General features: G+C 54.4%; 16 protein-coding genes. 9 read left to right on the top strand and 7 right to left on the bottom strand.

All coding sequences use genetic code 11. The features are described from left to right. Positions 1 to 13: 13 nt before the first annotated feature. From Enr10x_RS16310 to Enr10x_RS16300, 3 genes are all read right to left on the bottom strand, one after another. The gene (locus tag Enr10x_RS16310) at positions 14 to 1006 is read right to left on the bottom strand and encodes a S1/P1 nuclease (protein WP_197997245.1); all 993 of its coding nucleotides are present in this window, start codon (positions 1004 to 1006) and stop codon (positions 14 to 16) included. Positions 1007 to 1156: 150 nt separating this feature from the next. Continuing rightward, entirely contained in the window at positions 1157 to 3277 is a 2121-nt protein-coding gene (locus Enr10x_RS16305; RefSeq protein ID WP_145450700.1) for a sulfatase family protein, read from the bottom strand. Positions 3278 to 3729: 452 nt separating this feature from the next. Further along, positions 3730 to 4320, bottom strand: coding sequence for a hypothetical protein (locus Enr10x_RS16300; protein ID WP_145450699.1), 591 nt, complete (start codon positions 4318 to 4320; stop codon positions 3730 to 3732). 395 nt (positions 4321 to 4715) lie between these two features. Between Enr10x_RS16300 and Enr10x_RS16295 the strand changes: the two genes are divergently transcribed. Beyond that, on the top strand, positions 4716 to 5402 hold the full coding sequence (locus tag Enr10x_RS16295; protein WP_145450698.1) for a DUF1353 domain-containing protein: 687 nt from the start codon (positions 4716 to 4718) through the stop codon (positions 5400 to 5402). Between the two features lie 122 nt (positions 5403 to 5524). Further along, positions 5525 to 6769 carry a hypothetical protein gene (locus Enr10x_RS16290; RefSeq protein WP_145450697.1) on the top strand — a complete coding sequence of 415 codons (1245 nt, stop codon included), beginning with the start codon at positions 5525 to 5527 and terminating at the stop codon, positions 6767 to 6769. Positions 6770 to 6925: 156 nt separating this feature from the next. Here the strand turns inward: Enr10x_RS16290 and Enr10x_RS16285 are convergent, their stop codons facing one another. The 3 genes from Enr10x_RS16285 to Enr10x_RS16275 all read right to left on the bottom strand — a co-directional run bounded on the left by Enr10x_RS16285 (position 6926) and on the right by Enr10x_RS16275 (position 10766). Then, on the bottom strand, positions 6926 to 7423 hold the full coding sequence (locus tag Enr10x_RS16285) for a DUF1877 family protein (protein WP_145450696.1): 498 nt from the start codon (positions 7421 to 7423) through the stop codon (positions 6926 to 6928). A gap of 248 nt (positions 7424 to 7671) precedes the next feature. Continuing rightward, positions 7672 to 9048: a sialidase family protein gene (locus Enr10x_RS16280; protein ID WP_145450695.1), complete on the bottom strand. Its 1377-nt coding sequence runs from the start codon at positions 9046 to 9048 to the stop codon at positions 7672 to 7674. Between the two features lie 245 nt (positions 9049 to 9293). Next, entirely contained in the window at positions 9294 to 10766 is a 1473-nt protein-coding gene (locus Enr10x_RS16275) for an aldehyde dehydrogenase family protein (RefSeq protein ID WP_145109919.1), read from the bottom strand. A 576-nt stretch (positions 10767 to 11342) separates the two neighbouring features. On the opposite strand from Enr10x_RS16275, the gene Enr10x_RS16270 reads away from it, so the two are divergent. From Enr10x_RS16270 to Enr10x_RS16250, 5 genes are all read left to right on the top strand, one after another. Then, positions 11343 to 13763, top strand: coding sequence for a fatty acid cis/trans isomerase (locus tag Enr10x_RS16270; protein ID WP_145109917.1), 2421 nt, complete (start codon positions 11343 to 11345; stop codon positions 13761 to 13763). A gap of 599 nt (positions 13764 to 14362) precedes the next feature. Continuing rightward, positions 14363 to 15406, top strand: coding sequence for a DUF1559 domain-containing protein (locus Enr10x_RS16265; protein WP_145109914.1), 1044 nt, complete (start codon positions 14363 to 14365; stop codon positions 15404 to 15406). 402 nt (positions 15407 to 15808) lie between these two features. Then, positions 15809 to 17035: a hypothetical protein gene (locus Enr10x_RS16260; RefSeq protein ID WP_145450694.1), complete on the top strand. Its 1227-nt coding sequence runs from the start codon at positions 15809 to 15811 to the stop codon at positions 17033 to 17035. 51 nt (positions 17036 to 17086) lie between these two features. Continuing rightward, positions 17087 to 17383: a hypothetical protein gene (locus tag Enr10x_RS16255; protein ID WP_145450693.1), complete on the top strand. Its 297-nt coding sequence runs from the start codon at positions 17087 to 17089 to the stop codon at positions 17381 to 17383. Between the two features lie 141 nt (positions 17384 to 17524). Then, on the top strand, positions 17525 to 18034 hold the full coding sequence (locus Enr10x_RS16250; RefSeq protein WP_145450692.1) for a hypothetical protein: 510 nt from the start codon (positions 17525 to 17527) through the stop codon (positions 18032 to 18034). A gap of 202 nt (positions 18035 to 18236) precedes the next feature. On the opposite strand, the gene Enr10x_RS16245 is transcribed toward Enr10x_RS16250, so the two are convergent. Further along, positions 18237 to 19673 (bottom strand): sulfatase-like hydrolase/transferase, encoded by a 1437-nt coding sequence (locus Enr10x_RS16245; RefSeq protein WP_145450691.1) that lies wholly within the window; start codon positions 19671 to 19673, stop codon positions 18237 to 18239. Positions 19674 to 19979: 306 nt separating this feature from the next. Between Enr10x_RS16245 and Enr10x_RS16240 the strand changes: the two genes are divergently transcribed. Together Enr10x_RS16240 and Enr10x_RS16235 are read left to right on the top strand one after the other, a co-directional pair. After that, positions 19980 to 20435, top strand: coding sequence for a hypothetical protein (locus Enr10x_RS16240; RefSeq protein ID WP_145450690.1), 456 nt, complete (start codon positions 19980 to 19982; stop codon positions 20433 to 20435). Positions 20436 to 20618: 183 nt separating this feature from the next. After that, a complete protein-coding gene (locus tag Enr10x_RS16235) occupies positions 20619 to 22742 on the top strand; it encodes an LVIVD repeat-containing protein (RefSeq protein WP_197997244.1) in 2124 nt (707 codons plus the stop codon). Positions 22743 to 22751: the final 9 nt, after the last annotated feature.

Raw genomic sequence — 22751 nt, 5'->3', positions numbered from 1 at the left:
GGATCGACAGCACTCACTGCACACTCTTCAACACCGCCGCCAGTCGCCAGCCTGCCTGGGCCGCCCGTTTGACTGCGATGGAACCCGCCTGCTGATAATAACTCTGGGGCAGTGAAGTCAGCTTCTGAAACTTTCCGCTGGAGTCTTCGCTTTTACGGGCCGCTTCCAGAATCTCGGCACAGTAGCTTTTCTCGCGGGCCAGTTCGTGGCTTTCGTTGATCCACGTGACATAGTTCAATTCACCCGCCGCCGCCTCGCCCAGTTGCTTATTCGCGGGATCCCGTTCGATGCCTACCGCCTGGCCGACAATATCGGAGTATTTGAAGCTGTTCCCCAGCAGGCCGTCCCATTGAGAATGCAGGTTCGATTTACCGATCCGAATGTCATTGCCCCCGCGATCCCCCTCGGGAAACATCCGCTGGCTGAACAGGGCCGAAGAATGCAGCGGCTGATGACTGTCTCCCACCAGGTGCATCACCCAGCAGAAATAAATGGCTTTATCCGCCTGGCTCACACTCGGATCTTTCAACTGCGCCACACAATATTCCAGTGCCTGAATGATATTAAACCCCAGTACGTCGTCCCCGGGCCTGATCGACGTCGCCACATTTGCTGACAGTTTTGAACTCAGAGCCGCTTTTGCTGCCTCATCCAGGTAGATCGGCTGATTGATATAGTGCCAGGTCCCGTGATGATATTTCTCGCGGTCCGCATCTTTGAAACTGCGAACAATGTCCGACCAGGTTGCCGCCCGCATGAACAGCCAGCGGGCCTGGACTTCGGGACTCGCCTCCTTAATGATCTTCGGCATCCGCGACTGAAAATCCTGTTCAAAGCGGGGGTGCTGTTTCAGTAGTTCTACCAGTTCCGCCCGTCTCTCGGGCGTCAGCTGATCCCAGGCGATCGCAGCCACGATTCGATGCCCCGCGTAATTCCAGGCTTGTACCGGTCGGGCAGCCAGCAGCAGAAACAGAACAAAAACGGTCAGCAGCGCATGTCGTTTCACGGTAGATCTCACAATACAGGTTCAGTCGGCGGGCTATGTCCAGAACTGTATTGTGTTCAACGGCACGGCAGGCACAAGGAGAGGAAAGCGGCGTTTATACAAAATTCATAATTGGCCGGGAAATCCACTTGCCGGTCCAGTTCAAGGTGTTCATTCAGCGCTCACCAGTTTTTTCACTTCCGGGGAAAACTTCGGCGTACGCGGCGGATAATAAAATCCATAGCAGGACGGGTTCTGATAATACAGCAACTGCTGTCGCCGCCATTTCTGCAGCAGCAGGGACAACTTCTGCGTCAGTTCCGGATGACGATCCGCCACATTAGTCTTTTCACCCGGATCCACATTTAATTGAAACAGCTCCGTCGCATTCATCCGCCTGTCATGCAGCAGCTTCCAGCCGGCACTGGTGACCACCGCCTCACATTTGCCGATATTCGATTCGCAGTGGATAAAAATACAACGTTCCTCCGGGGGCGGCCGGTTCTCCGCGAGAACATCGATTCCCTGAAAACAGGGATGGACGGGAACATCCAGCAGACCACAGATGGTCGGCACGATGTCAATCGCCTGCGTGAGATAGTTGACCTCTTTTGCGGCTAAGAGCCCGGGGCAGTCCATCACCAGCGCAGTGCGAACCGACGACTCGTAAGGGATGCCGGCATGCGTCGGGTGGCCGTTTTCATAAAAGGCTTCTCCCTGGTCGCCGGCGATGACAATCAGAGTCTTGTCCCGCAGCTGCTGTTCTTCGAGATAGGCCACCAGTTCGCCAATCTGCTCGTCGATGTAGTGCAGGGCATTGAAGTAGGCATTTCGTACCACCGGCACCTTCTCGCGGGGATACGACAGGAACGAAGCGGGAAAGTCAATCACGCCTGGCTGAAAAGGGCCAGGCTCGTCGTGGGGAAGTTCATAGGGAAAATGAGATGTTTGCAGATTCATGCAGAGAGCAAACGGCGTTTTACTTTCCTTTTGAGTGCCGATCCACTGCAACGCCTGCTCGACTGTGATCGCGTCATCCAGCTTCCCTGCGACATGTGAATTCTGCGCATAAGAGGCGAAACCCTGATCTTTTTCCGCGATCAATGTCGGGCCGTCATAGCTGCGGGAGTCGAACATCACATCCAGGCGGGGACTCTCCAGGAACGCATCCATATGTCCCCAGGATTCATTCTGTGAAGAGTAAATGGCGGTCGCGTAATCATGCTGCTTGAGCACATCATACAGCATGCTCTTTGGCCAGGGATCGGTATGCGAGTAATAGTGGTGTATCTGGCTCCGCAGCGGATAGAGCGAGCTGAACAGACAGGGATCCGCATAGTCGGAATGCGTGCTCTGGGCATAACTGTTCGTAAAATTCAGACCACTTCGTGCCAGTCGATTGAGGTGCGGCATCACCTCTTTTCCCTGGTGCTCCAGGTAAACGACATCGCTCCGCAATGCTTCTATCGCAATGTAAATCACCGATAAGCGTTCGGGCGAATTCTGCTGAGCCTCATTCACTACGTAGGGCGTACTCCGTTCCGGACCCTGATCCTCGGCTGCTATCTCACCTTGAACCGGTTCGCTGGAGAAGAGTGTTAAGGCAGCCTGGCTCGTGAAAGTCAGTAGCGGATTCAAGCGAGTTTTCACTTCGTAATCGCAGCCGGGCCCTGCATGCTGCCACCAGAGCCCCGTCCTGATCGCTGCATTTTTACCCATGGAGGAAACAAAAATCAGGACCACGGCCAGCTCAATCGTCAGGATCAGGCAGCGTTTTCCGATCTTCGTTGACGACCATGCGGCTGACTCTGTTGCTGAGGAACGGTACAGACGCCGGAAGGCGCTCACGATCAGGCAGGCAACCAGCAGACAGGCCACACTGGAAACCAGCAGCGGCACCCGTTCTGCCTGCCAGAGGTAATGTCCCATCATGATCAGGTTGCTGAAACCGAACTGCAGCGATTCCACGTCCAGAAAAGAACCGGTCCGCCAGTAGAAGACCCAGCTGCTGCTGAAGAGCAGGAGCAGCAAACCGCAGCAGATCACCAGCAGGGGGAGCAGCAGTCGCCGGTGCCCCGACGTGATGCGCGGTGAGAGCGTCAGCCCGGTAATCCACCACAAAATCCAGCTGACCGAGACCCAGGTCAGGATTGAGAGCACGATCAGCGACAGCTTCTCAAACCAGCCTAAGGTCGGGTTGTTCCAGAAACTGTTTTCATGCACAGCCAGCGCAATCAGTTCCGCACAGGCCAGGCACAGAAAGACGACCGCCAGCCAGGGATGCGGGTACATTCGGCCCAGGTTCCGGATGAGTTTCGGGATTGAGAAGGCGAACTGTTTCACTGCAACAAACCTGTTTTAGACAAATCGCGATTCCCTTCCGGTTCTTCTCCTGAATCACTCACTGTAATCCCTCACACAGGCAGAAGCCATCCGATTTCAGGCTGTTCACTAAATCAGCACACCGAAACTGCGGTGTCGAGACATTGTGACGATCTGTTGAGTTCCGGCAACATGCCCACTTCTGTACCGCCCAGGTATACAGCAACCAGTCTCCCATCTTACAGAGCGCCGCGCACGCACCAGGCTGAAGATCAGCCTCTAATCATTGTTTTCTGGCATGACTGACTTTACTGAAGTGAAGTTAATGTTCGCTGTTAGTGTTCCGGCGGGAAGTCGGAGCGAAACGATTTATCGGCCATACTCGGAAAAGAACCGAAGCCGTCACCCAGACTCATTCTCTCTTATTGATTCTGCGAAATCGCCTGCCCGGTGGGACTGCGATCGACCATTGGGTGAAACCGGTACCGTTTTGTGGCTTCGAACACATCACACCGCAGGATATGCTTCCAGCTGAACTTTTTCAGAGCTTCGCGGTCCAGAGTGATTGTGGCCACCGTGGTCTGCGTGGGGACACCAGCTTGATCAGCCAGCGGGTAAGAAGCACTCAGCGTGACCTCAGCCAGGTCCTGATACCCGGATTCATGTACGGCTGAAAGTGCCTGGGCGAAGATCCGCCTCAGTTTCCGATAAGTAATATCAGACTTTGCGGCGGGACTCAAATCGACATTCACCGCCAGCGTTTTTCCCTGAGAGACAACCTCAGCAGCGTAAGACAAATCGGCAGCCAGCTGATGCTCCAGACGGGCAGTGGAAGCCGGCGGTAATTCCCGGGCGATCAACGCATTCCGCTCGGCAGCGGACATGAATCGAATCCGGTGAGTCGAGAACGCAAACAGCAGGAACACCGACAACACCAGCAGTAGCCCTACTGCAACCAGGGCGGTCGTGCGCCAGATGTGACCTGCCGGCCTGGATTCTTGCAGATTGTCCATTTTATTTCCCTTTCCGGGAGTGACTGCCTCTTATCTCAAGGTCTTCCGATCATACCGGTCAGCAGACCGCAGAGCAATCTTTGTTATCGGCAGAGCAGCAAAAGCTCCAGCTGGATAAAGTGAATCAGCCCCGGGTTATCCTGCCCCCGGGGCTGATTCTTGAGCCATGCTCGTTCTTTCAAGGAAGGACCGCATCATAATTCAACGAATCAAGTTGTCAAGTTTTTCTTAACAGAGTGCCAGCAAATTCTCTGTGGGGCAGAGTATTAGAGTCAAGCACGGCGTAACTTCAAAAATAACGGTCTGTTTGGGGAAGAATATTGTCGCAGTGAGTTAGAATGAGTAGACTGAAATGAGATATTGCAGCATTCCTGTTTGCGGTGATGGATTGAACTATGTTGAAGTATTGGCCCACATTCGTTGCCTATCTGTTGGGAATCGTGACCGGCATCGCTCTGGTCGCCTCTGGCGTATTAGCACCAGTGCCTCCAGAACCGGAGGGCAAACCGGATACAGCTACGACGCTTCCTCAATGGGGAGAGTTTCCCGTCAAGCCCCGGGTCGAACTGATGAATGACGGCCGCGTCCTGAAACTGGTCGATAATTTCATTTATATCGACCCCCACGAAAAAGTCTGGATTGCTGGGAAAGATTCCCAGGTCGACGGTGCCTCCATTCCCGAAGGTTTCTGGTCGGTCACGGGTGGGCCGCTGACGGGCAAATACCGCAATGCCTCCATCATTCACGACGTGGAATGCGAGCGCATGCAGGAACCGTCGGAAGCAGTCCACCGCATGTTTTATGAGGCCTGCCGTTGCGGTGGCGTCGACGAAGAACAGGCCAAAGTCCTCTATGCCGCCGTCTATCATTTCGGCCCTCGCTGGGATCTGTTAACAACCCATAGCGTTATCGATCGAGGCGGCGAAAAAATAACGATTTCCAGGACCGTCCCCCGAGTCACTCAGAAAACCACCAAACCTTCTGAACAGATGATGGAAAAACTGAAAGCCTATATCGACAAAAACAATCCTTCACTGGACGACATCAATCAGCTCGTCCCCCAGTCGCTAGTGAATGAATAATGAAGAACATCCGCCGTAACCGGTTTTCTCTGATTTTGTTGCCATGCGTCCTGGCTGGAATGTTTCTCAGCGGTTCATGCCTGCCATTGCGATGCCATGCCGAGGATGCGGCGGTACCACCATTGACACAAGCCACAGTAGAAACACAGACGCTGGCTTTGCTGGACCAGTACCTTAAGGATTTTCAGGACCCGAATACCGGCGTACTCTACTTAGGCAGGTTCAGTACCAGGAGTAAGTGGACCTCTCCCGCAGACGTGAAGGCCAAACTCCCCCATCCCTGGGGCTATGGCTCCCGCATTGAAGATACCTGCCTGCACTCCGGTCAGATGCTGGTGGCTCTGCTCGAAGCGCAACAGGCACATCCCAATCCCCGATTCGCGCAAGAGGCCCGCAAACTCTTTCAGGCTCTGCGTTACATTTATGAATCCTGCGATACGCCAGGCCTGGTTCCCCGTGGTCCACATCCCGACGATCGGACTGCCTACTACGATGACTCTTCAATGGACCAGCATACCACGTTTATCGTCAGCCTGGCCATGTATTCCCAGAGCCCGCTGGCCAGTGATGCCGACAAAGCGTTCATCCGGCAGACGCTCAATGAGATCGGCCAGCGCATGGAAAAGTATGACTGGTCAATCAAGCGGGCCGACGGAAAAACGCAAAGCCATGTCGGCTTTACCTGGAAACAAATGAAGACCAACGGCGTCACCATTCTGTTGCCCGCGGTCTATGCCCTCTACAAGGGGACCGGCAATCCGCACTGGTTAGAAGCCTACGTGAAATTCGGGAACGAAAAAGAGGGCAAACGCTGGCAGCTCTTTCGACCGGGCCCCGACACGCAGATCAACAAACACCCGATTTATGCCAATCAGAACTGCATTCGATTGGGCGCCTTCTATCGCCTGCTGGACGACGACGCGCCCGAGAAACAATGGACCCGCGATCTGTTACGCAAATTTGCCGAGATCCAGCTCGAACGCGACTTCCCCAGCCCGTTTATGCGACGGTTCATTGACGAAGAGACCATTCAGTCCGTAGCGAAAAAAATGAACTGGGGCGGTGCGGATATTCACGGCACCACTGCGGCCTGGGAACTGTACGACAACGACGCCATCAGCAAACTCCGCAGCCGGGAACGTGGCCTCGCCACACTCGCACATGTCCGCTTCCCCCTGGGCGGATACCACATGGTCGTCGCCAGCGGGCAGGAGGACCTGATCCAGCAACATCAGGCGGCTCTCTGGAAGATGCTCAATACGATCGATCTTTCTGAAATCGAAGGCGGCGAAACCAACTATCTCTTTTCAGTGGTTTCACTGCAGCTCTATGCGTATTTATGGAATAGCGAGCAGGACAGTCCATGACACTTATGGGGGCCATCTGTTGGTTTACCCGACAGTGACAGAAAGAAAACACGATTGAGAGAAAAAGTAGGGCGCGGACCTGCGTGTCCGCCCGCCTGGGTAGGATAGATCACATTCATTTTTCTCATCCTGGATCTTGACGTGGCGCTGCTCGCATCAATAGCGAATCACCGCCAGATCCTGATCGATCGCTTCACGAAGAAATGCAGCAAGAGATTGAAGATAAGGCCAATGATAATCTTGAATGATAGATTCATCGAGTTCGCACATCAGGACCTCAGGCAGGATCTCGTTTCCCATCGCCATTTCAGTGAATTGCTCTAATGTTAATGCATCGATTTCTTGAATCGACTTGCGTAGAGATTCATCGCACACGATCTTCGCTGGCCCGTACCCGAGATCGATCTTTTCGTGAATTGTCGTACCGCCCGAAAGAACGTCCGTGATTCCCGGGAACGGAGTCGCGGCATCGGGATTGTCGAACTCGACACTCGCCGGATCGAGAATAAATAACAACTCGTAACCCACCTTATCCATTTCAAGGTAGCTCGGATCATCGTAGTTGCGACATACAGCTTCAAAAGCAGAGGCATCAGCTTTCAACGCTGAGAGGGTTTCAGAAGAGAGTTGCCTGAAGCCGTTTGTTACACTCATGGATCTTCCCTGACTTTGAATACCCTGCACGATCTCGTTCTGACTGGGGTATCGATGTTTTAAGAAATCTGTTCACGAGATAGATGGTATCGTGAGGAGACTGACTCTACAAGAAAAAACACTCGGGCCGAGCGCAGCGAGTAGGAAACTGACAGAGAACACAATCATTCCGGAGAAAATGTCGCATCAGCGAGCTCTACTGGTTTGTCTTTCAATGTTGGTATTAACTGTACGATTCAGCTAACCACTCACTCCACCGTAATCTTCCGGCACAGAATCGTTTTCCGCTTCACGCCGTTCTCATCCGGATAGTAAAAATCGCTGTAGAAGAGCAGGGCACTGTTCTCATCCAGGGGAACGATCTCCGGGTTATTACAGGACCCGTCCCAGTCGTGAAAGGTGGGGTCGGCCACTGGCTTGTTGGCCAGTCCACTACGGTCCCCCGGCGTCATCACCACCAGCGGTTCAGTCCACTTGGTTCCGCTGTCATTGAGTGCAGCCCGCACGAACGTCCCCGGACGGGCATAGCACAGCAGCGTCACCCCGTTCTCAAGTCGGCACAAACGCGGCAGAATCCCGACGTTGTCGAACTTCACCGGCTTCGACCAGGTTCGCCCCATGTCAGTCGAACGCGTCATATACATCGGGTCCCATTCTTTGCCGGTCGAAGAATACCAGGTCGACCGCAGGAACCACACGATCGAGCCGTCCGGCATGAATTCGAAGTCGCTGTCGCTGAATCCGCCACTCTTGTAGGGGAACTCGTGGCCGTCCGCTTCATATTCCAGGTGCGACCGCCGCTGGAATGTTTTTCCATTGTCCTCGGAACGAAAGAGCTCCGCCGAGTAGTACGGGCTGTACTGACCGTTTTCCGGATTCAGATGCCCCTCACCCGAAAACACGCTCACCCAGATCGCCCCGTCGGGCCCCAGCTTCGGATTCCCCCGCGGAAAGATCGACTTCAGTACCTTCTTCCCCTTGCGACTGACGTGAACCACCCGAGTCAGGTAAGGCCAGTCCACCCCGGCCTGTTCCAGCACCGGTTTTGTCTGTCCTGCCGGGATGCGATACAGCGTCCATTCCTTTTTAGACAGACTCGGCGGCAGGCGATCGGCGTTGTAAGCATTGATCGTCGTGCCCCCCATCCAGAAGGTCATCCCGTCCGGAATCGGCAGCGTTCCTTCTTCTGCCTGCTTTGAGAAATCATAGGCGGGCGTGTATTTGTTCCAGGGCGTTTGCTTGTACTCGCTTACATCCACGCCCGATTCCGGCGGAAGATAGACCCGGTCACCATTCGGGAGTAACAGACCGCACTCCTGCGCGACGGAAGCATCGACCTCTTGCCAGGTCCGGCCTTTGTCACGGCTTTCAAACCAGAGGGCCGTCGCACCGTAATTGCTGATGTCGTCGTTTTTCACATGTACGGAAACCACGAACCGGTCCTTCAGCCGATAAGGCCGCGGAAACTGGTACGGTCCCCAGAGCTGCTCTTCCGGCCGAATTCCCCGCACGATCACATGCGGTTCCCCCATCGTCAGCTTGATCGGCGATTCGGATTTCTTCTGTGCCGCTACGTGAGTCGTGCAGGCGATCACAAATAATAAAGTACTGAAAAGGGAGCGCATGTTGGTTCTCATTTTGTCAAATTCTGATCACGTAGTTCAAAAAAGATCGGGTGCCATTGTTGGCTTGCCCAACAGTGCTTGTATCTGTGAGAGAAAACAGCCAGAACGGATCTATCAATCAGGTAATCCCAAGTGCAATTCGAGCCCGATACTGCGAGCAGAAAACTGACAGAGCACTCTTCCTGAAAAAGGGCAGGACACAATCAACCTGCATCCTGCCCCTGTTGCATACTCAAAAAACTCGCTTACTCAGGCCACGGAGACTTCTCGGTCGCCAGGGAGTAAATCACGGACTTGGAATTACAGAATTCGTGGGCCGCTTCGATGAAGCCCAGTTCCGCGCCAAACCCGCTCTTCTTATATCCATAGATCGGCACGTTCGGTCGCAGGTATCCGCCGCCATTGATAGAGATCCGACCGGCCCGCAGCTCGCGTGCCACCCGCAGCGCCCGTGTGCCGTCGGTCGACCAGATATTGGCCATCAAACCAAAATCGGAATCGTTGGCGATGCGAATCGCTTCTTCTTCCGTCTTATAGGTCATCACGCTCAGCACCGGACCGAAGACCTCTTCCTTCGCCACTGCCATGTCCGGGGAGACCTGGTCGAAAATCGTCGGCGGATAGAAGCAGTCCAGCGGATCGTCGGACACTTTACCCGACAGGACCAGTCGTGCCCCTTCCTGTTTCGCCTGTTCGACGCGGTTCCGTACGAAGTCACAGTGCGTCGGCGTGGCCAGACAGCCCAGGTGCATTTCAGGATCGGTTGGATCCCCCTGCCGCAGACTCTGGGCCTTGGCGATAATTCGTTCCAGCAGTTCATCGTGCTGGCTCTCATGTACCAGTAGTCGGGAACCGGCCACGCAGATTTGCCCCAGGTGACAGAAAATCCCGGTGATCACGCCGTTCACGACGTGATCCAGCGGAGCATCAGGGAACACGACGCTCGGCGTCTTACCACCCAGTTCCAGCAGCACCCCTTTCATGCCCTCTTTAGCTGCTTCCATCAGCTGGGCACCGGTTTCATAGCGTCCCGTGAAGGCGATTTTATTGATGCCGGGATGCTTCACCAGGGCCGTTCCCGCTTCCGCACCCGTCCCGTGAATTACATTGATCACCCCGGGAGGGAAGCCGACTTCTTCAGCCAGTTTCGCCAGCATCAAGGCAGACAGCGGAGATACTTCAGATGGCTTCAGCACGACCGTGTTGCCGCAGGCGAGAATCGGGGCCAGCTTGATCGCCGCGTTGGTCAGCGGGTAATTCCAGGGCACAATCGCCGCGATCACACCCATTGGCTCGCGAAACTGCATCGTCACGTTGTCCGGAAGACCGCCGTAAGAGTGACCGGCAATTTTGTCCGGCAGCCCCGCGTAGCTTTCCAGCATGTCTGCCCCGCAGGGAATGTCAAACCCCAGCGTATCGCGAATCGGCTTGCCGATATTGAGCGTATCCGTCATCGCGAGATCTTCCGCAGACTCCCGCACCCGTTCGGCCAGCTTAAACAGCAGTCGTCCCCGCTCCAGACCATCCATCCGCGGCCATTCCCCCTCATCAAACGCACGGCGGGCCGCTGTCACAGCAAGATCAACGTCACTCGCATCTGCCAGCGCAATCTCCGCCAGCGGCTCCCGTGTCGCCGGGTTCGTAATCGTCCAACTGGTGCTCGAGTGACCGTCGACCCATTTTCCATCAATAAACATTTTCTCTGGCCAGGATGGCATTCTCTCAATTCCTTACTTTAGGTATCAATTCTTTTCGTAGTCTGTCGATAGTGGCGATTTAATTAGAGTGGTGATAAAAGAGAAACGTATTCTGAAAAGACTCCAGGCAGAAAAAACGTTTTCTGGGCAGTTGAGTTGAAACAGACGGGGCAGGGTACACAATCCGAAATGAAAACTACGTGATGAGACCAGATGCAATCTAAATCCAAAGGTCAAATATCGACAAAAGAGGCGCTTTTCAAATCAGTATTCTGATCTTTCACAATCAGAGCCAATTCTATCCCACAGGGACTTCGGTTATCATAGCATTCCGAATCCAACCTCGACAATAGACCGCCCCCAATTGGTTATGAAGTAGGGTGCGGGCCTGTGTGCCCGCCCGCCTGGCGACGCACAATTTGAATTCATCCAATCAAAGGTATCAGAGAAAACAACCATTGAATGAAACCAGGTCAGCCACCAACCCACACCCCTGGGTTGACACCATATTTTCCCACGCCTATCTTGAATTTGGTTCAGATGATAGTAAATCATGATCAAGATTAGTTTTCTCTTGATGGTAAGAGGGGCAGCGCATTGAATAACAAGAATCGCTTTATCGGTGTTGTGCTGCTCCTCCTGTTGATCGCCGGTGCGATCGGGGGCGCCATTCTCTGGCAGCAGGTGGAACAGCAGTCCGCCTGGCAACCATTCGTGCTGACGCCAAACACGTATCCGGATTCAACAGGCTCACACATCGACGGCAACTTCTATCTCGACAAAATTCAGCCGATCTTCAATAAGCGTTGCATTGTCTGTCATGGCTGCCTCGACTCGCCCTGTCTGCTCAAGCTCACCTGTTACGAAGGACTGCTCCGCGGGGCCCGCAAAGGCAATCCTGACGGCACACACCTGTTTGCGGAAAAGCCGGTCCGTCTGTATGACCAGCCCTCCCTGGCAGCCTGGCGCGAGCAGGGCTTCTGCAGTGTCGTCGAACAACAGGGCCCCCCTGAGGAACGGCCCGGGAAGAGCATTCTGTTTCGCATGCTGGTCGCCGGCACCGAACATAACCAGCCCCCCTTCGATCTCAAATCGCTCGAACCGGTGTACCAGTCCATCAACAAACACATTTGCCCGTGCGAACAGGGTATCGACGCCTATCTCAAACAGCGACCCACCGCCGGGATGCCCTTCGGGATGCCGGCCCTGTCGGCAGACGAGAATCAACTTTTTTCCGAATGGATCACAGCTGGCTCACCCGGCCCCACGGCAGACGCAATGGCCAAGCTTCAGAAACTGGCTCATCCGGAGGTCATCGCCCGCTGGGAAGCCTTCCTGAACCAGGAAGCCAAACTCTCGCCCCTGGTCAGCCGCTTTATCTTCGAACACACCTTCCTGGCGACACTGCATTTTGAGGAATCGCCGGGCGAATACTTCCGCCTCGTCCGTTCCACCACACCCCCGATCCAGACAAAAACCGATGAGGGCGGCAAGCAGGTCGTCATACCGAATCCAATACACGAGATCAAGACGGCCCGCCCTTACGACACGCCGTATCTCAAGGGAGTCGACAAGATCTATTACCGCCTGAAAAAGGTCACCGAAACGCGGGTCCAGAAGTCCCTCTTCATCTGGCAGCTGAGCGACGCCAAACTCAAACGACTCGACGAACTCTTTTTCCAGGTCGAACCGGTAACCGGGAAGAGTCTGACGCCCGGCTATGACAGCCACAACCCCTTCGAAGTCTTCCAGGCGATCCCCGCGCGGTCGCGTGCTCAGTTTCTCGTCGAAAATTCGCACCTGATTGTCAGCGGCATGATTCGCGGACCGGTCTGCGTCGGGAACCTGGCGACCTATGCCATCAAAGATAATTTCTGGGTCTTCTTCGTCGATCCCGCACATGATCCCTCCGTACTGAAACCGGATCTCGGTCTCCAGTCGTGGGATGAATTCATGGACTATGGCGTCGTGGGAAACACGAAATACAGTGAAGCCTATGTCCGGACGCTCAATCAATACAAGCCGACCGGTTATGGGATCGAAGATCTCTGGGACGGGAATCAGCAAAACTCGAACGCCTGGTTGACCATCCTTCGCAATGAAACCAACGCCACTGTTCTCCGGGGGCGACAGGGGGGCATCCCGCCCACCTTCTGGCTGATCGACTACAGCGGCTTCGAACGCCTCTACTACTCCCTGGTGGTCAACTATCAATACTATGGCAGTGTCGCACAGAAACTGGCCACCTGGCAATTCATGAGCCATCTGCGGCAGGAATTCGAAGACAACTTTCTCCGCCTGCTGCCGGTCGACGATCGTCAGAAATACCGCGACCTCTGGACGCGCGGCATCGGACAGAGTCTGATCTTCAGGATGCCGTTTCCCGGTGAAAAAGCCGGCCAGGGGCTCGACGTCACAGGTCCGGACCCCATCTCGGGTGTGCTCAGCCAAATTCAGCACCGCTTCACACAAGCTGTCAGCGGTCCCCCCGATCTGCTCAATACCGGGGATAAGCCGGATGTCAAACTGGCGGACCCGGTCAGTGACTTTGAGGGCTGGGAGGCAGCAGTCTCCACTCTCACTATGCGCACGCAGTTGAAGTTCACTCAATTTATGCCCAGCACCACTTTCGTCCGAGTGACCAAAGGGGGAGAGCACCGCGTCTACTCGCTGGTCGCCAACCGTTCGTATGCCTTCAACAACGTCGTCTTCGATGAAAACGGCGCCCGGCAGCCCGAACTGGATACCATGAGCGTCTACCGCGGCCTGGTCGGCGACTTCCCCAATCTGATCATCGATCTGAAAATCAAAGATGTCGCGGCGTTTCTCACCGAACTGAATGACGTCTCCACTCCCGAAAAGTGGACTGCCTGGAAAAACAGGTACGGCACCCACCGCAACACGGCCGCTTTCTGGCCCATGCTCGACTGGTTGACCGACTGGAACTTCCAGAACCGCCAGCCCGACGCCGGCTACTTCGATTTGAAATACTATATGCTCCTCGATTCCAAATATTGAAATCAGTAGCAGCTCTCAGCCAGCAAACCCACATCTCACCACACCAGACAGAGCCGTAGAGCGCGGGCCTGTGTGCCCGCCCGCATGACGACGTCCAATGATGATTCAAAACACAAAGGCAACACTCAATAACCACCTCCCGGGGTTCGCTCGAATGTATTTCGAGCAGGAGGTCACAGGGAAAACGTACCTCGGAGAAGATTCGTCCCCACATCCATTCAACTCGATCAGAAATAACGGGGCAGTTGGATCGCAGTGCCACTTTTTTTTAAATCCGAACAGGTCTGATCTCTTTAATTTGTCTGAACAAGTACAGTTCTCTCGTTCGGGATATCTGGAATACTGTCCATGCTCTTAACGTGATGTTAACAAAGTGTTAATCGTAACATCACATCAGTAGATACTTCACTGAAAATTCACAATCCGATCATTTAGTCTTCATTTATCCTACTACAATGAGCCTCAATTCGGAGACTGTTGGCAATGTGTCAGCAGGACCCGTTTGCCACCCGTATGCCATCGCCAACGGACATTGACTCCCGCAGGCATTTGGTTTTCACATTTAGGGTAGTAGTTTCACACCCCATGAAAGGAAGATTATGAGTTCACAGTCCCGGCTGCGCGCTAGCCACAAAGGTTTTACGTTGATTGAATTGCTGGTGGTGATTGCTATTATCGCCATCCTGATCGCACTGTTGCTCCCCGCTGTTCAGCAGGCGCGTGAAGCCGCTCGCCGTTCGCAGTGCAAAAACAATTTGAAGCAGATCGGTTTGGGAATCGCTAACTACGAATCAACCTATTCCAAATTCCCGACGTCCGGTGAATACACCGATGAACGCAACAAAACCCGTCGCATGATGCCGGTTTCGATGCACGTTGCAATCCTGCCCTACGTCGACCAGGCTCCTCTGGCTACGAAGTGGAACTTCAACTACCACTACACAAACTCCGTCAATGCCGGGTTGTGTAAGACGAAACTGGCGGTCTATGTTTGTCCGTCCAGCTCGATGACTCAGGTTGATACCCTCCAATACGGAATCACCGACTACATGCCGATTGCTTACTGCGATCTCGACCCGACTACGGGAGTGCGGAATCCAAGTTCAAGTAGTTCATTGGGCGCTGACCGCTGTGGTGCTCTGGGACCTTATAATCCCATTACGGTCGCCATCGACGGCTTGAGTAACACCATTACCGTAATCGAAGACGGAAACCGTCCGACCCAGACTGCCGGACACTACAACCAGCAGTCCAAAATCGTAGGTGGTGCCACTGGTCTGGATACAACTCAGTTGTTCGCCACAGCCGACGTGGTCCCCGGATCCTTTGGTGGACCTTACGGTGCTCCCAACCGCTGGGCTGACCCCGATAACGGTAGCGGTGTTTCCGGTCCTCCGACTTTGAGCACTTCCAATCGGCAGAACATCATCAACAACAACAAGGCTCCCATTGGTGGCCCCGCCTCTTGTCCCTGGGGACAGAATAACTGCGGACCCAACGATGAACCGTTCAGTGCCCATGTTGGTGGTTGTCACGCTCTGCTGGGCGACGGCAGTGTTCACTTCCTGTCGGAAAACATTGACGTCCACATTATCCGCCGCCTCTGTAATCCCAAAGACGGCGAAGTGGTCGGCGAGTACTAAGACTCGACGAAGTTTCACTTCACAATACGACGAAAAACAGCCTTCAGCGGTACTTCTGCTGAAGGCTGTTTCTTTTTGTCGCAGGTTTCACGAGATGTGTGTGTTACAGAGCGGAAGGTCCGTGTGCCACTGATCGGCTTGACCGACAGTGCCGATGAGCTAAAAATCCGACTTCAACGGGTGAGCCCGAATGGAATTCGGGCCGAGCGCAGCGAGCAGGAAGTCCCAGGGAAAACCCATCACTGAGAGAACACATCCCTACTTCCTCCTGTATAATATTGGCTCACTGGATCAGCACCAGCGCGGACAGTAAAATCATTCATTCACTAGTCTGGTGGCTCGTTACCGGACAAAACAAAGATGATGTCTCAAATTGATATTCGATCAACTGAAAAGCGATTCATGCTCAAACGAAACTACCTGCACATCCTCGTGTTCCTTGTTCTATTCGTGGTGTCTGTCACACAATCAGAGAGCCAGGCCGGAGACGACGCAGATACTGCCATTTCCGCCGCTTACGGCGTGCGGCGGAAACTCATCGACGATGAAGTCAAAGACTATCTCGCCCCGTGTGAACGGATCGGTTTAGCAAAGGGCCTCCAGTCGGCCGACTTCGATCAGATCCCGCCCTTCAGCCAGATGCGGCTGTGTAATGTCCTGCAGCGGGAAGAGGGGGGCACCTCGGTGACCTATGCAGGCGAACCCGGTTTTTCACTGACGGGCAGCAATGGGAATGTATTCGTGGAAATCCCCCGGCATTATGCACTGCGGTATGTGAAGGATGGATATGAGTACCGTTTTGTCAGTGCCAGGCCATTGCCGGGATTTGTCGTTGATCCGGCCTTCGTGGAAGGTGGTCGGGAACTACCCGCGATCTATGTCAGTGCCTACGAAGCTCACGTGCGCGACGGAAAAATGATGAGTATTTCGGGCGTCTATCCGACCGCAGATGGCACGCGACCGGAATACCGCAATGCTGCGCGGGCCAACGGGCCGGGCTATGGAATTCTCGATCTTCGCACGTTGAATCTGTTGCAGAACCTGTTCCTGGTGGAGTATGCCTCTCGTGACAGTCAGGCAGCGGTGGGTGGCGGCTGGGGAAAGATCCTGCAACCGTCGCGCGGCGCCCGTCTGCGATGTGTCTTGGCAGAGCAAAACACGAACCGGTTCATCGTCAGAGACTGGAGTTCGTACCTGTCTCAGAAACTGTTCGTCGGGTCGGCAATCCAAATGGTGGACTGGAATGATCAGCATACGGAGCTGGCGAACGAACGCACGATCGTGCGTGTAGCTGCGGATACGCCCCGCAAGGGAATGACGTCGATTTACTTCGATGGACCGCCGCTTGATACGACCACGGACATGATGCTCGGCGGCGCCGCCCAGAAAACCGGTTGGGCCGACAGCCTCAAAACTCCCTCGGGCCACACGCAACCCAACGGCGGCGGAGCCGATGCCAGTTACCGCTGTGCCGTGCGATACCGATACATGGAGAATCTGTGGGGCAACGTCTGGCATTACATTGACGGTCTGAACTTCAAAAACGGCCAGGCGTACGTCTGCGACAATATGCGTGAATACGCCAGCGACGTGACCAGCGGCGCGTATCGACTGACTGGCATCACCTAGGAGATCCAGACCGACAACGGCACCGTCGGCGGCGATCGCGAGCGGAATTATATGAAGAACCTGACCTTCGATCCGGCACATCCGCTGCTGGCACTGCCCCTGGATTACGTCAATCAGGGCGTGGACGCGGTGCCGCATGCACAGACGACTCCCCGTCTCGGCAGCGACACACTGAGAAACCACAACTTCGGCGACTACTATTACCTGAGTAATAGCGCGACCTGTTACGTGCACGGCGGCGGATTCGATCACTACTGGCGCTGCGGCTTATTCACCCTCCGCGGCTGGCAGACAGATACAAGACGCTGGTACCTCTACGGTGCACGCATGATTTACAAGCCGCTCTGAATATAAAACAGACCGCTTGGAAATGTGTGGATGATCTATGGGATAGGAATGAAAATGGATTGAGTCCTCAGCCCTTTGATTTCTCCCCAAATGAAAATGGGGGCGGCACGAAACTACTTATATCAAGATGGGAGTAGTTGAATGAGCACAACGGAAACGGTTCTTCGAGAGATCCTGGAACAACGCGCGATCGGTGCAGCGAAGATCGGTGGTTCATTTTCCAGCATGGCGCAGCGCTATGGAGACCCAACGATTATGCTCACCGATTTGTGGAGGGAATATGGACTTGATGAACGGTGCAAAATCTGGTTCTACGATGAACTGCAAGTCTGGTCGGATGCGTACGACACGATCGACCGTGTATTTTTCGACACAAAATTCAAGCAGCCAGAATGTGCGAATCGGAACTTTGTCGATGATCTGGCAGACATTCGTGACAAACTCAAAGACTGTGACTTCGAGACCTTTGAACGTGTCCTGGATGACGACAGAGCAACAACGGACCGGAAATCTACTATCACAGATTTGAATTTCATGGGAGATGGCATCGAACTGTTTGCCGTTTTCTTGCCGCGCGAAACAGGTGGTCCACATTATCTTTCGATGCTGCGTCTGAACACGATTGACGGTCCAAAGGGTTCCAGGGAATAAGGCATCCTGCGAATCGCAGCAAATCAAATGGAGTTCATTCGCCCCAGTAACTAATACGACATCTCCGCTTCCGCTGCCATTCAATAGAGCCGCAGGGGCGTGTGCCACTGTCGGCTTGTCCGACAGTGCCCGTCAGAGTAGGGGCGGCGGGTGGCACCGTTGGCTCGACCAACGGTGAAAATCAGGCCAAGGGCGCCCCCTTTTACTTCCTTCCCTGATAATCTTTTCCATTAATGCTGCGGATCACAGACCGCATCCAGGCATCCAACTCCTGCTGCATCTGTTTCACCCGTTGGGCCTGTTCTGGATCCTGGGAAAGATCGGTTGTCTCCATCGGGTCATCGTTCAAATTGTAGAGTTCAAATCTGGTACCGTTGATGCGATGCAGCTTCCAGGGCCAGTCCGTCCAGGCGGCATGCCCGGTCGTGGTGTTTTCTGGGAATTGTGGGAATTCGTCGACATCTTTGCGCATTCTGACGGGATCATGCGGTAAGGGGGCACCGGCCTGCTGCTTCTCCATGATCGCTTTCTGAATCTGGTCGCTCCGGGTGCCTTGCCCGCCCTGTAATTTGTGCCAGAACCCCATCGGCTTACCGCGTTCTTTAACTGACCCCGCAATGATGCCGCTCACGTCCATGCCATCGAGCGGATGCGGCGCATATAAATCCCCCCCGGCCATCGCCAGGAGAGTCGGATAGATATCAAAGGTCGCCACAGGGACTGAGGTGCGACCTTTGAGTTTTTTTGCAGGCCATTCGATGATCCCCGGCACCCGCAGGCCTCCTTCGTAGATGCTCCCCTTTTTCTCACGGCCACCGGACGTCTCCTTGTTCAGCCCGCCATTATCGCTGCAGTACCAGACGATGGTGTTCTCCGCCATGCCCATGTCCCGGAGTGCGCGTCGCAGACGACCGACCTGCTGATCCAGCAGCGTGATCTCGCGGTAGTACGCCGCCTGCGGTTTGCCTTTGTAAAGGCTGGGGCCTTCCGGCACTTCCGCGTGCGGGGCGTGCGGAGAAGGGAACCAGACGACCGTAAAGATCGGCTGATCGCCGTCCTTGTGTTTCTTGAGGAAGTCGAGCGTATCGTCCATCAGGATGACCGAGCCCTTTCCCTTGCGATGCTCGATCTTGCCCATTCGGCTCAGGTAGGGATCGTTGTCGAAAAAGTTGAGGCCGATCACCCATTCATCGAATCCCATCCCACTCGGATTACAGGGCGAGTCGGGCTGTCCCGATCCCAGATGCGCTTTGCCGAAAATGCCAGTGACATATCCGGCCGCTTTCAGCGTTTCAGCGATGGTCTGCTCATGCGGGCGCATGTAGCGGCCATGGTTGGTGACTTTGGCCCGATTCGGATTCCGCCCGGTCATCACGCTGGCACGGGTCGATGAACAGACCGGCGCACCGGCATAGAAGCGGTCAAACACGAACCCGTCCTTTGCCATCGCATCGAGGGCCGGCGTCTTGACAAACGGGTGACCATTATAGCCGGTATCTCCCCAACCCTGGTCATCAGCCATCACCAGAATGATGTTGGGTTTCCCCGAGGTCTCCGCTTTGGCTGCGAAGGAGATTCCCGTCGCAGCCAGATAAAATACGGCTCCCAGCGCTGCTAAAAAAATGCGTCGAATCAGCATAATTGACTCTTTTCTGCTTTGTGGCTGAAGTTGTGAAAAAGCTCGATTGAAATCAGGATCGCCAGTTACGATCATATCAGTACCCGTCACGGATTCACATTATCAGATCATCAGCGGAAGGCTTTTTTCGTGTATCCAGATCAGGGGTGATTCAGGCTCCTGGATTACAATTTCTTTTGACTTCAGGCATTCCAGCTATCGCGGCAAAGGAGAATTTAGGTCTTACCGCGTTGAGATCAAATAATAAGAAGTGATCAGGAACAGGACCTGCCCCCTTTTACGTTCCAGTTTACACAGGAATCAGTCATGAATGATGAAGTAGATCTTCCACAACCGGAGCCTTCGGAGGAACATCAAGAACAAGACAAGAATCGCAGTCGGCGAAACAAAGTGATCGATTTACTGCTCTTTGTTATGGTTCTTGGTGTCATTATCTGGGTATTTGTAAAAGTGAGAAATGAGTCTGCAGCCAGGGCAAATGACCTCGCGCGGCTAAGCAAACTGAAGCTCATGTTTTTTGACCTCACCGATTTTTCTGGAAATCAGGCTGGGGATACAGTTAATGTCACTTTCTCGGAAGAAACAGTGATTCTGAAAGGTCCGGAAATTCTGGCATATTTGAAGAAACCAAACTCTGAAGGAAAACATGCAACCCTGTTTAGAAACGGAAGTGCCTCTAATCTATCACCGAAAGAGCTTGAAGAAAAATTGAAAGGACATACGGTCATTGAAACACTGATACCTGAGTCCCCGGAAGACTGACCTCGATCAGATAAAAAAAGAGGATAATGGATCGAATCGGGAGCAGGGGCTGTTCCCTATATCCGCATTCAGATGACAGACTATGATCGTACAACCAGAGGTAAAAGGCGACAGCAAACCGGTGTCGCGGATTTGATAGAGATCTCTCCGACAAATTCAGTATTCCCAAGGATTCTTGACCACATGAAACGCGCGTTCTTTCTCTCCATCGTGTTATTCTCTGCTGCCACACTCACAGCCGAAGAGTTCAATACGGTGACGATCCAGTTCGAAAATGAACAGCATCCGACTGCCGAGGCAGGAGTCGGACCGGGGATGGATGTCGTTCGTGACGGGGACTGCCTGTTCATGCTCCAGGAACGCAATCTGGTGATTCTCTCCATCAAAAATCCGGGCCGGCCGAAAGTGGTCGGAAAACTCAAAAACGTGGGAAACCTCCGGCAGATTGTCGTCCGCCACGATGTCGCTTACATCACAGCGCGGGAAGACGGCTTGTTCGTCGTCGATGTTTCAGATCGGTCGGCCCCGAAATTGTTGTCGCACTATGACTCCATCGAATTTGCGACCGGCATCGATGTGCAGGGCCAGTATGCCTTTGTCGCCCAGCGCTGGTTCGGCGTGGAAATCATAGACGTTTCGAATCCGAAGAAACTGCGGCATGTTTCTGTGGTACGAGTCGGAGAGGCACAGTCGTGCGTCGTATCCGATGGTTACCTGTATGCCGGGGCCTGGGAGGAATGCCGGGTTGCGATCTGTGACGTCCGCAATCCAGCCAGACCGAAACAGGTCGCCGAAGTCAAACTCAATGGACGCGGCGACGGCCTGTGTGTGGAGAACGGAGTTCTCTATGCCGCCTGCGGACATCATCAACCGGGGGCCGCGCATTCACTGGACGATCCACGCTACGGCAACGGCAACGGGATGGAAATCTTTGACGTTTCCAACCCGGCTCAACCCAGGCATCTCTCCCGCGTGCAGTTCGCCTGGCGGTATTACTATAGCTGGCCTGATACCTGGCGGGTGAAACTCGCATTCCCGTACGCCTATCTCTATCACACGCACAACGGGGTTTTCATCTTCGACGTTTCCGATCCGCGGCAGCCGAAAGAGCTGGCCCAGATTCGGGTTCCCCGCCATCCGGGGGAAAAAGGGTATCGCAAACTTTCGACGGAGGACAAATCGGGAACCCGGCCCAAGGTCATTCCATTTGACCCGGCACAGGTCTGTTACAGTCCGGTTTGCGGGTTGGAAACTGTCGATGGTTACCTGTATTTCACGGGACTGTTCACGGACCTGCACATTTTCAGGAACGACGATCTCGTCAGAGAGATTCAGCAACCAGCAGCCGCTGCCGACAAACTAAACGCCAGAGGTGATTTCCATGACCTCCAGCAACTCGAATCATTGGGCCTGAAGAACCTTACCACCTATCGGCCGGGAGGACAGGTCTACGCGGCCGTGCAGCAGGACGGATACGTTTACGCAGCTTGCGGCTCCGACGGAATTCATGTTCTGGACGACAAACTGCAATTGCTGAAGCAGTATCCCACCACAGGTGTTGCCATGGACGTGCAAGTGCAGGGGACGCACCTCTATGCCGCCTTGGGGGCGCAAGGCCTGCTCTGTTACGAAGTGGACGGTGCGACGCTCAAACGCGTGAAATCATATGCGGGCGATCGGCCGATTCGGCAGGTGCAAGTCGCTCCAAATGGCAAGTTCGCGGTCGTGCATGCGGGGGGCAGCGGCTACGAAATTCTGGATCTCTCCCACGGGAACGAGATCAGCTTGGCGGAAAAGGTACGCGGCTGGGGTGGGCTGGTCTATTACAGACAACTCTGCAATGGTTTTATCGATCACCGCATCACCTGCGGAACCTGGTGCGCCGGGCGTACCTTCATGTCCGACTTGAGCGGGGACGCACCTGTGAACCTGCCCGATCCCATCGGCCTGTTACCGGCTATGAGGCGCGGAGGCTATGCTGCCTGCGGCGAATATGCCCTCGTCACCCGCGATGGGGGGTATTCCTTCTATAAGCCGCTCAGCGCAGGTGAATACGATTCCGAACTGCCTGTCTACCGGATACCCGCTGGTCCCGCTTTTTACGGGAAGCCCACGGTGAGGGGGAATATCCTGGCCGCCTGTAATCGCATTGATGGTGAGATCACGTTGGTCGACATCACCGATTTGAAAACGCCACGATTAATACGGCACTTCAAAATCACCGGAAATCCCGATCTGGCTTTCATCGGCGACGGATACGTCCTGATCCCCGCCGGCCGCCAGGGGCTGATCAAGTTCGACTTGTGAGGTCGATGA

Source organism: Gimesia panareensis, assembly GCF_007748155.1.
In the GTDB taxonomy this organism is placed as follows: Bacteria; Planctomycetota; Planctomycetia; order Planctomycetales; family Planctomycetaceae; genus Gimesia; species Gimesia panareensis.
Note: the sequence above shows the minus strand (reverse complement) of the source record. Positions and strands in the feature narration are given on the sequence as shown.

Coding starts and splice junctions, on each gene's coding strand:
- Enr10x_RS16305 (WP_145450700.1), bottom strand. CDS start 3,277: ATGTACCCGCATCCCTGGCTGGCGGTCGTCTTTCTGTGCCTGGCCTGT.
- Enr10x_RS16300 (WP_145450699.1), bottom strand. CDS start 4,320: ATGGACAATCTGCAAGAATCCAGGCCGGCAGGTCACATCTGGCGCACG.
- Enr10x_RS16295 (WP_145450698.1), top strand. CDS start 4,716: ATGTTGAAGTATTGGCCCACATTCGTTGCCTATCTGTTGGGAATCGTG.
- Enr10x_RS16285 (WP_145450696.1), bottom strand. CDS start 7,423: ATGAGTGTAACAAACGGCTTCAGGCAACTCTCTTCTGAAACCCTCTCA.
- Enr10x_RS16280 (WP_145450695.1), bottom strand. CDS start 9,048: ATGCGCTCCCTTTTCAGTACTTTATTATTTGTGATCGCCTGCACGACT.
- Enr10x_RS16275 (WP_145109919.1), bottom strand. CDS start 10,766: ATGCCATCCTGGCCAGAGAAAATGTTTATTGATGGAAAATGGGTCGAC.
- Enr10x_RS16265 (WP_145109914.1), top strand. CDS start 14,363: ATGAGTTCACAGTCCCGGCTGCGCGCTAGCCACAAAGGTTTTACGTTG.
- Enr10x_RS16260 (WP_145450694.1), top strand. CDS start 15,809: ATGCTCAAACGAAACTACCTGCACATCCTCGTGTTCCTTGTTCTATTC.
- Enr10x_RS16255 (WP_145450693.1), top strand. CDS start 17,087: ATGAAGAACCTGACCTTCGATCCGGCACATCCGCTGCTGGCACTGCCC.
- Enr10x_RS16250 (WP_145450692.1), top strand. CDS start 17,525: ATGAGCACAACGGAAACGGTTCTTCGAGAGATCCTGGAACAACGCGCG.
- Enr10x_RS16245 (WP_145450691.1), bottom strand. CDS start 19,673: ATGCTGATTCGACGCATTTTTTTAGCAGCGCTGGGAGCCGTATTTTAT.
- Enr10x_RS16240 (WP_145450690.1), top strand. CDS start 19,980: ATGAATGATGAAGTAGATCTTCCACAACCGGAGCCTTCGGAGGAACAT.
- Enr10x_RS16235 (WP_197997244.1), top strand. CDS start 20,619: ATGAAACGCGCGTTCTTTCTCTCCATCGTGTTATTCTCTGCTGCCACA.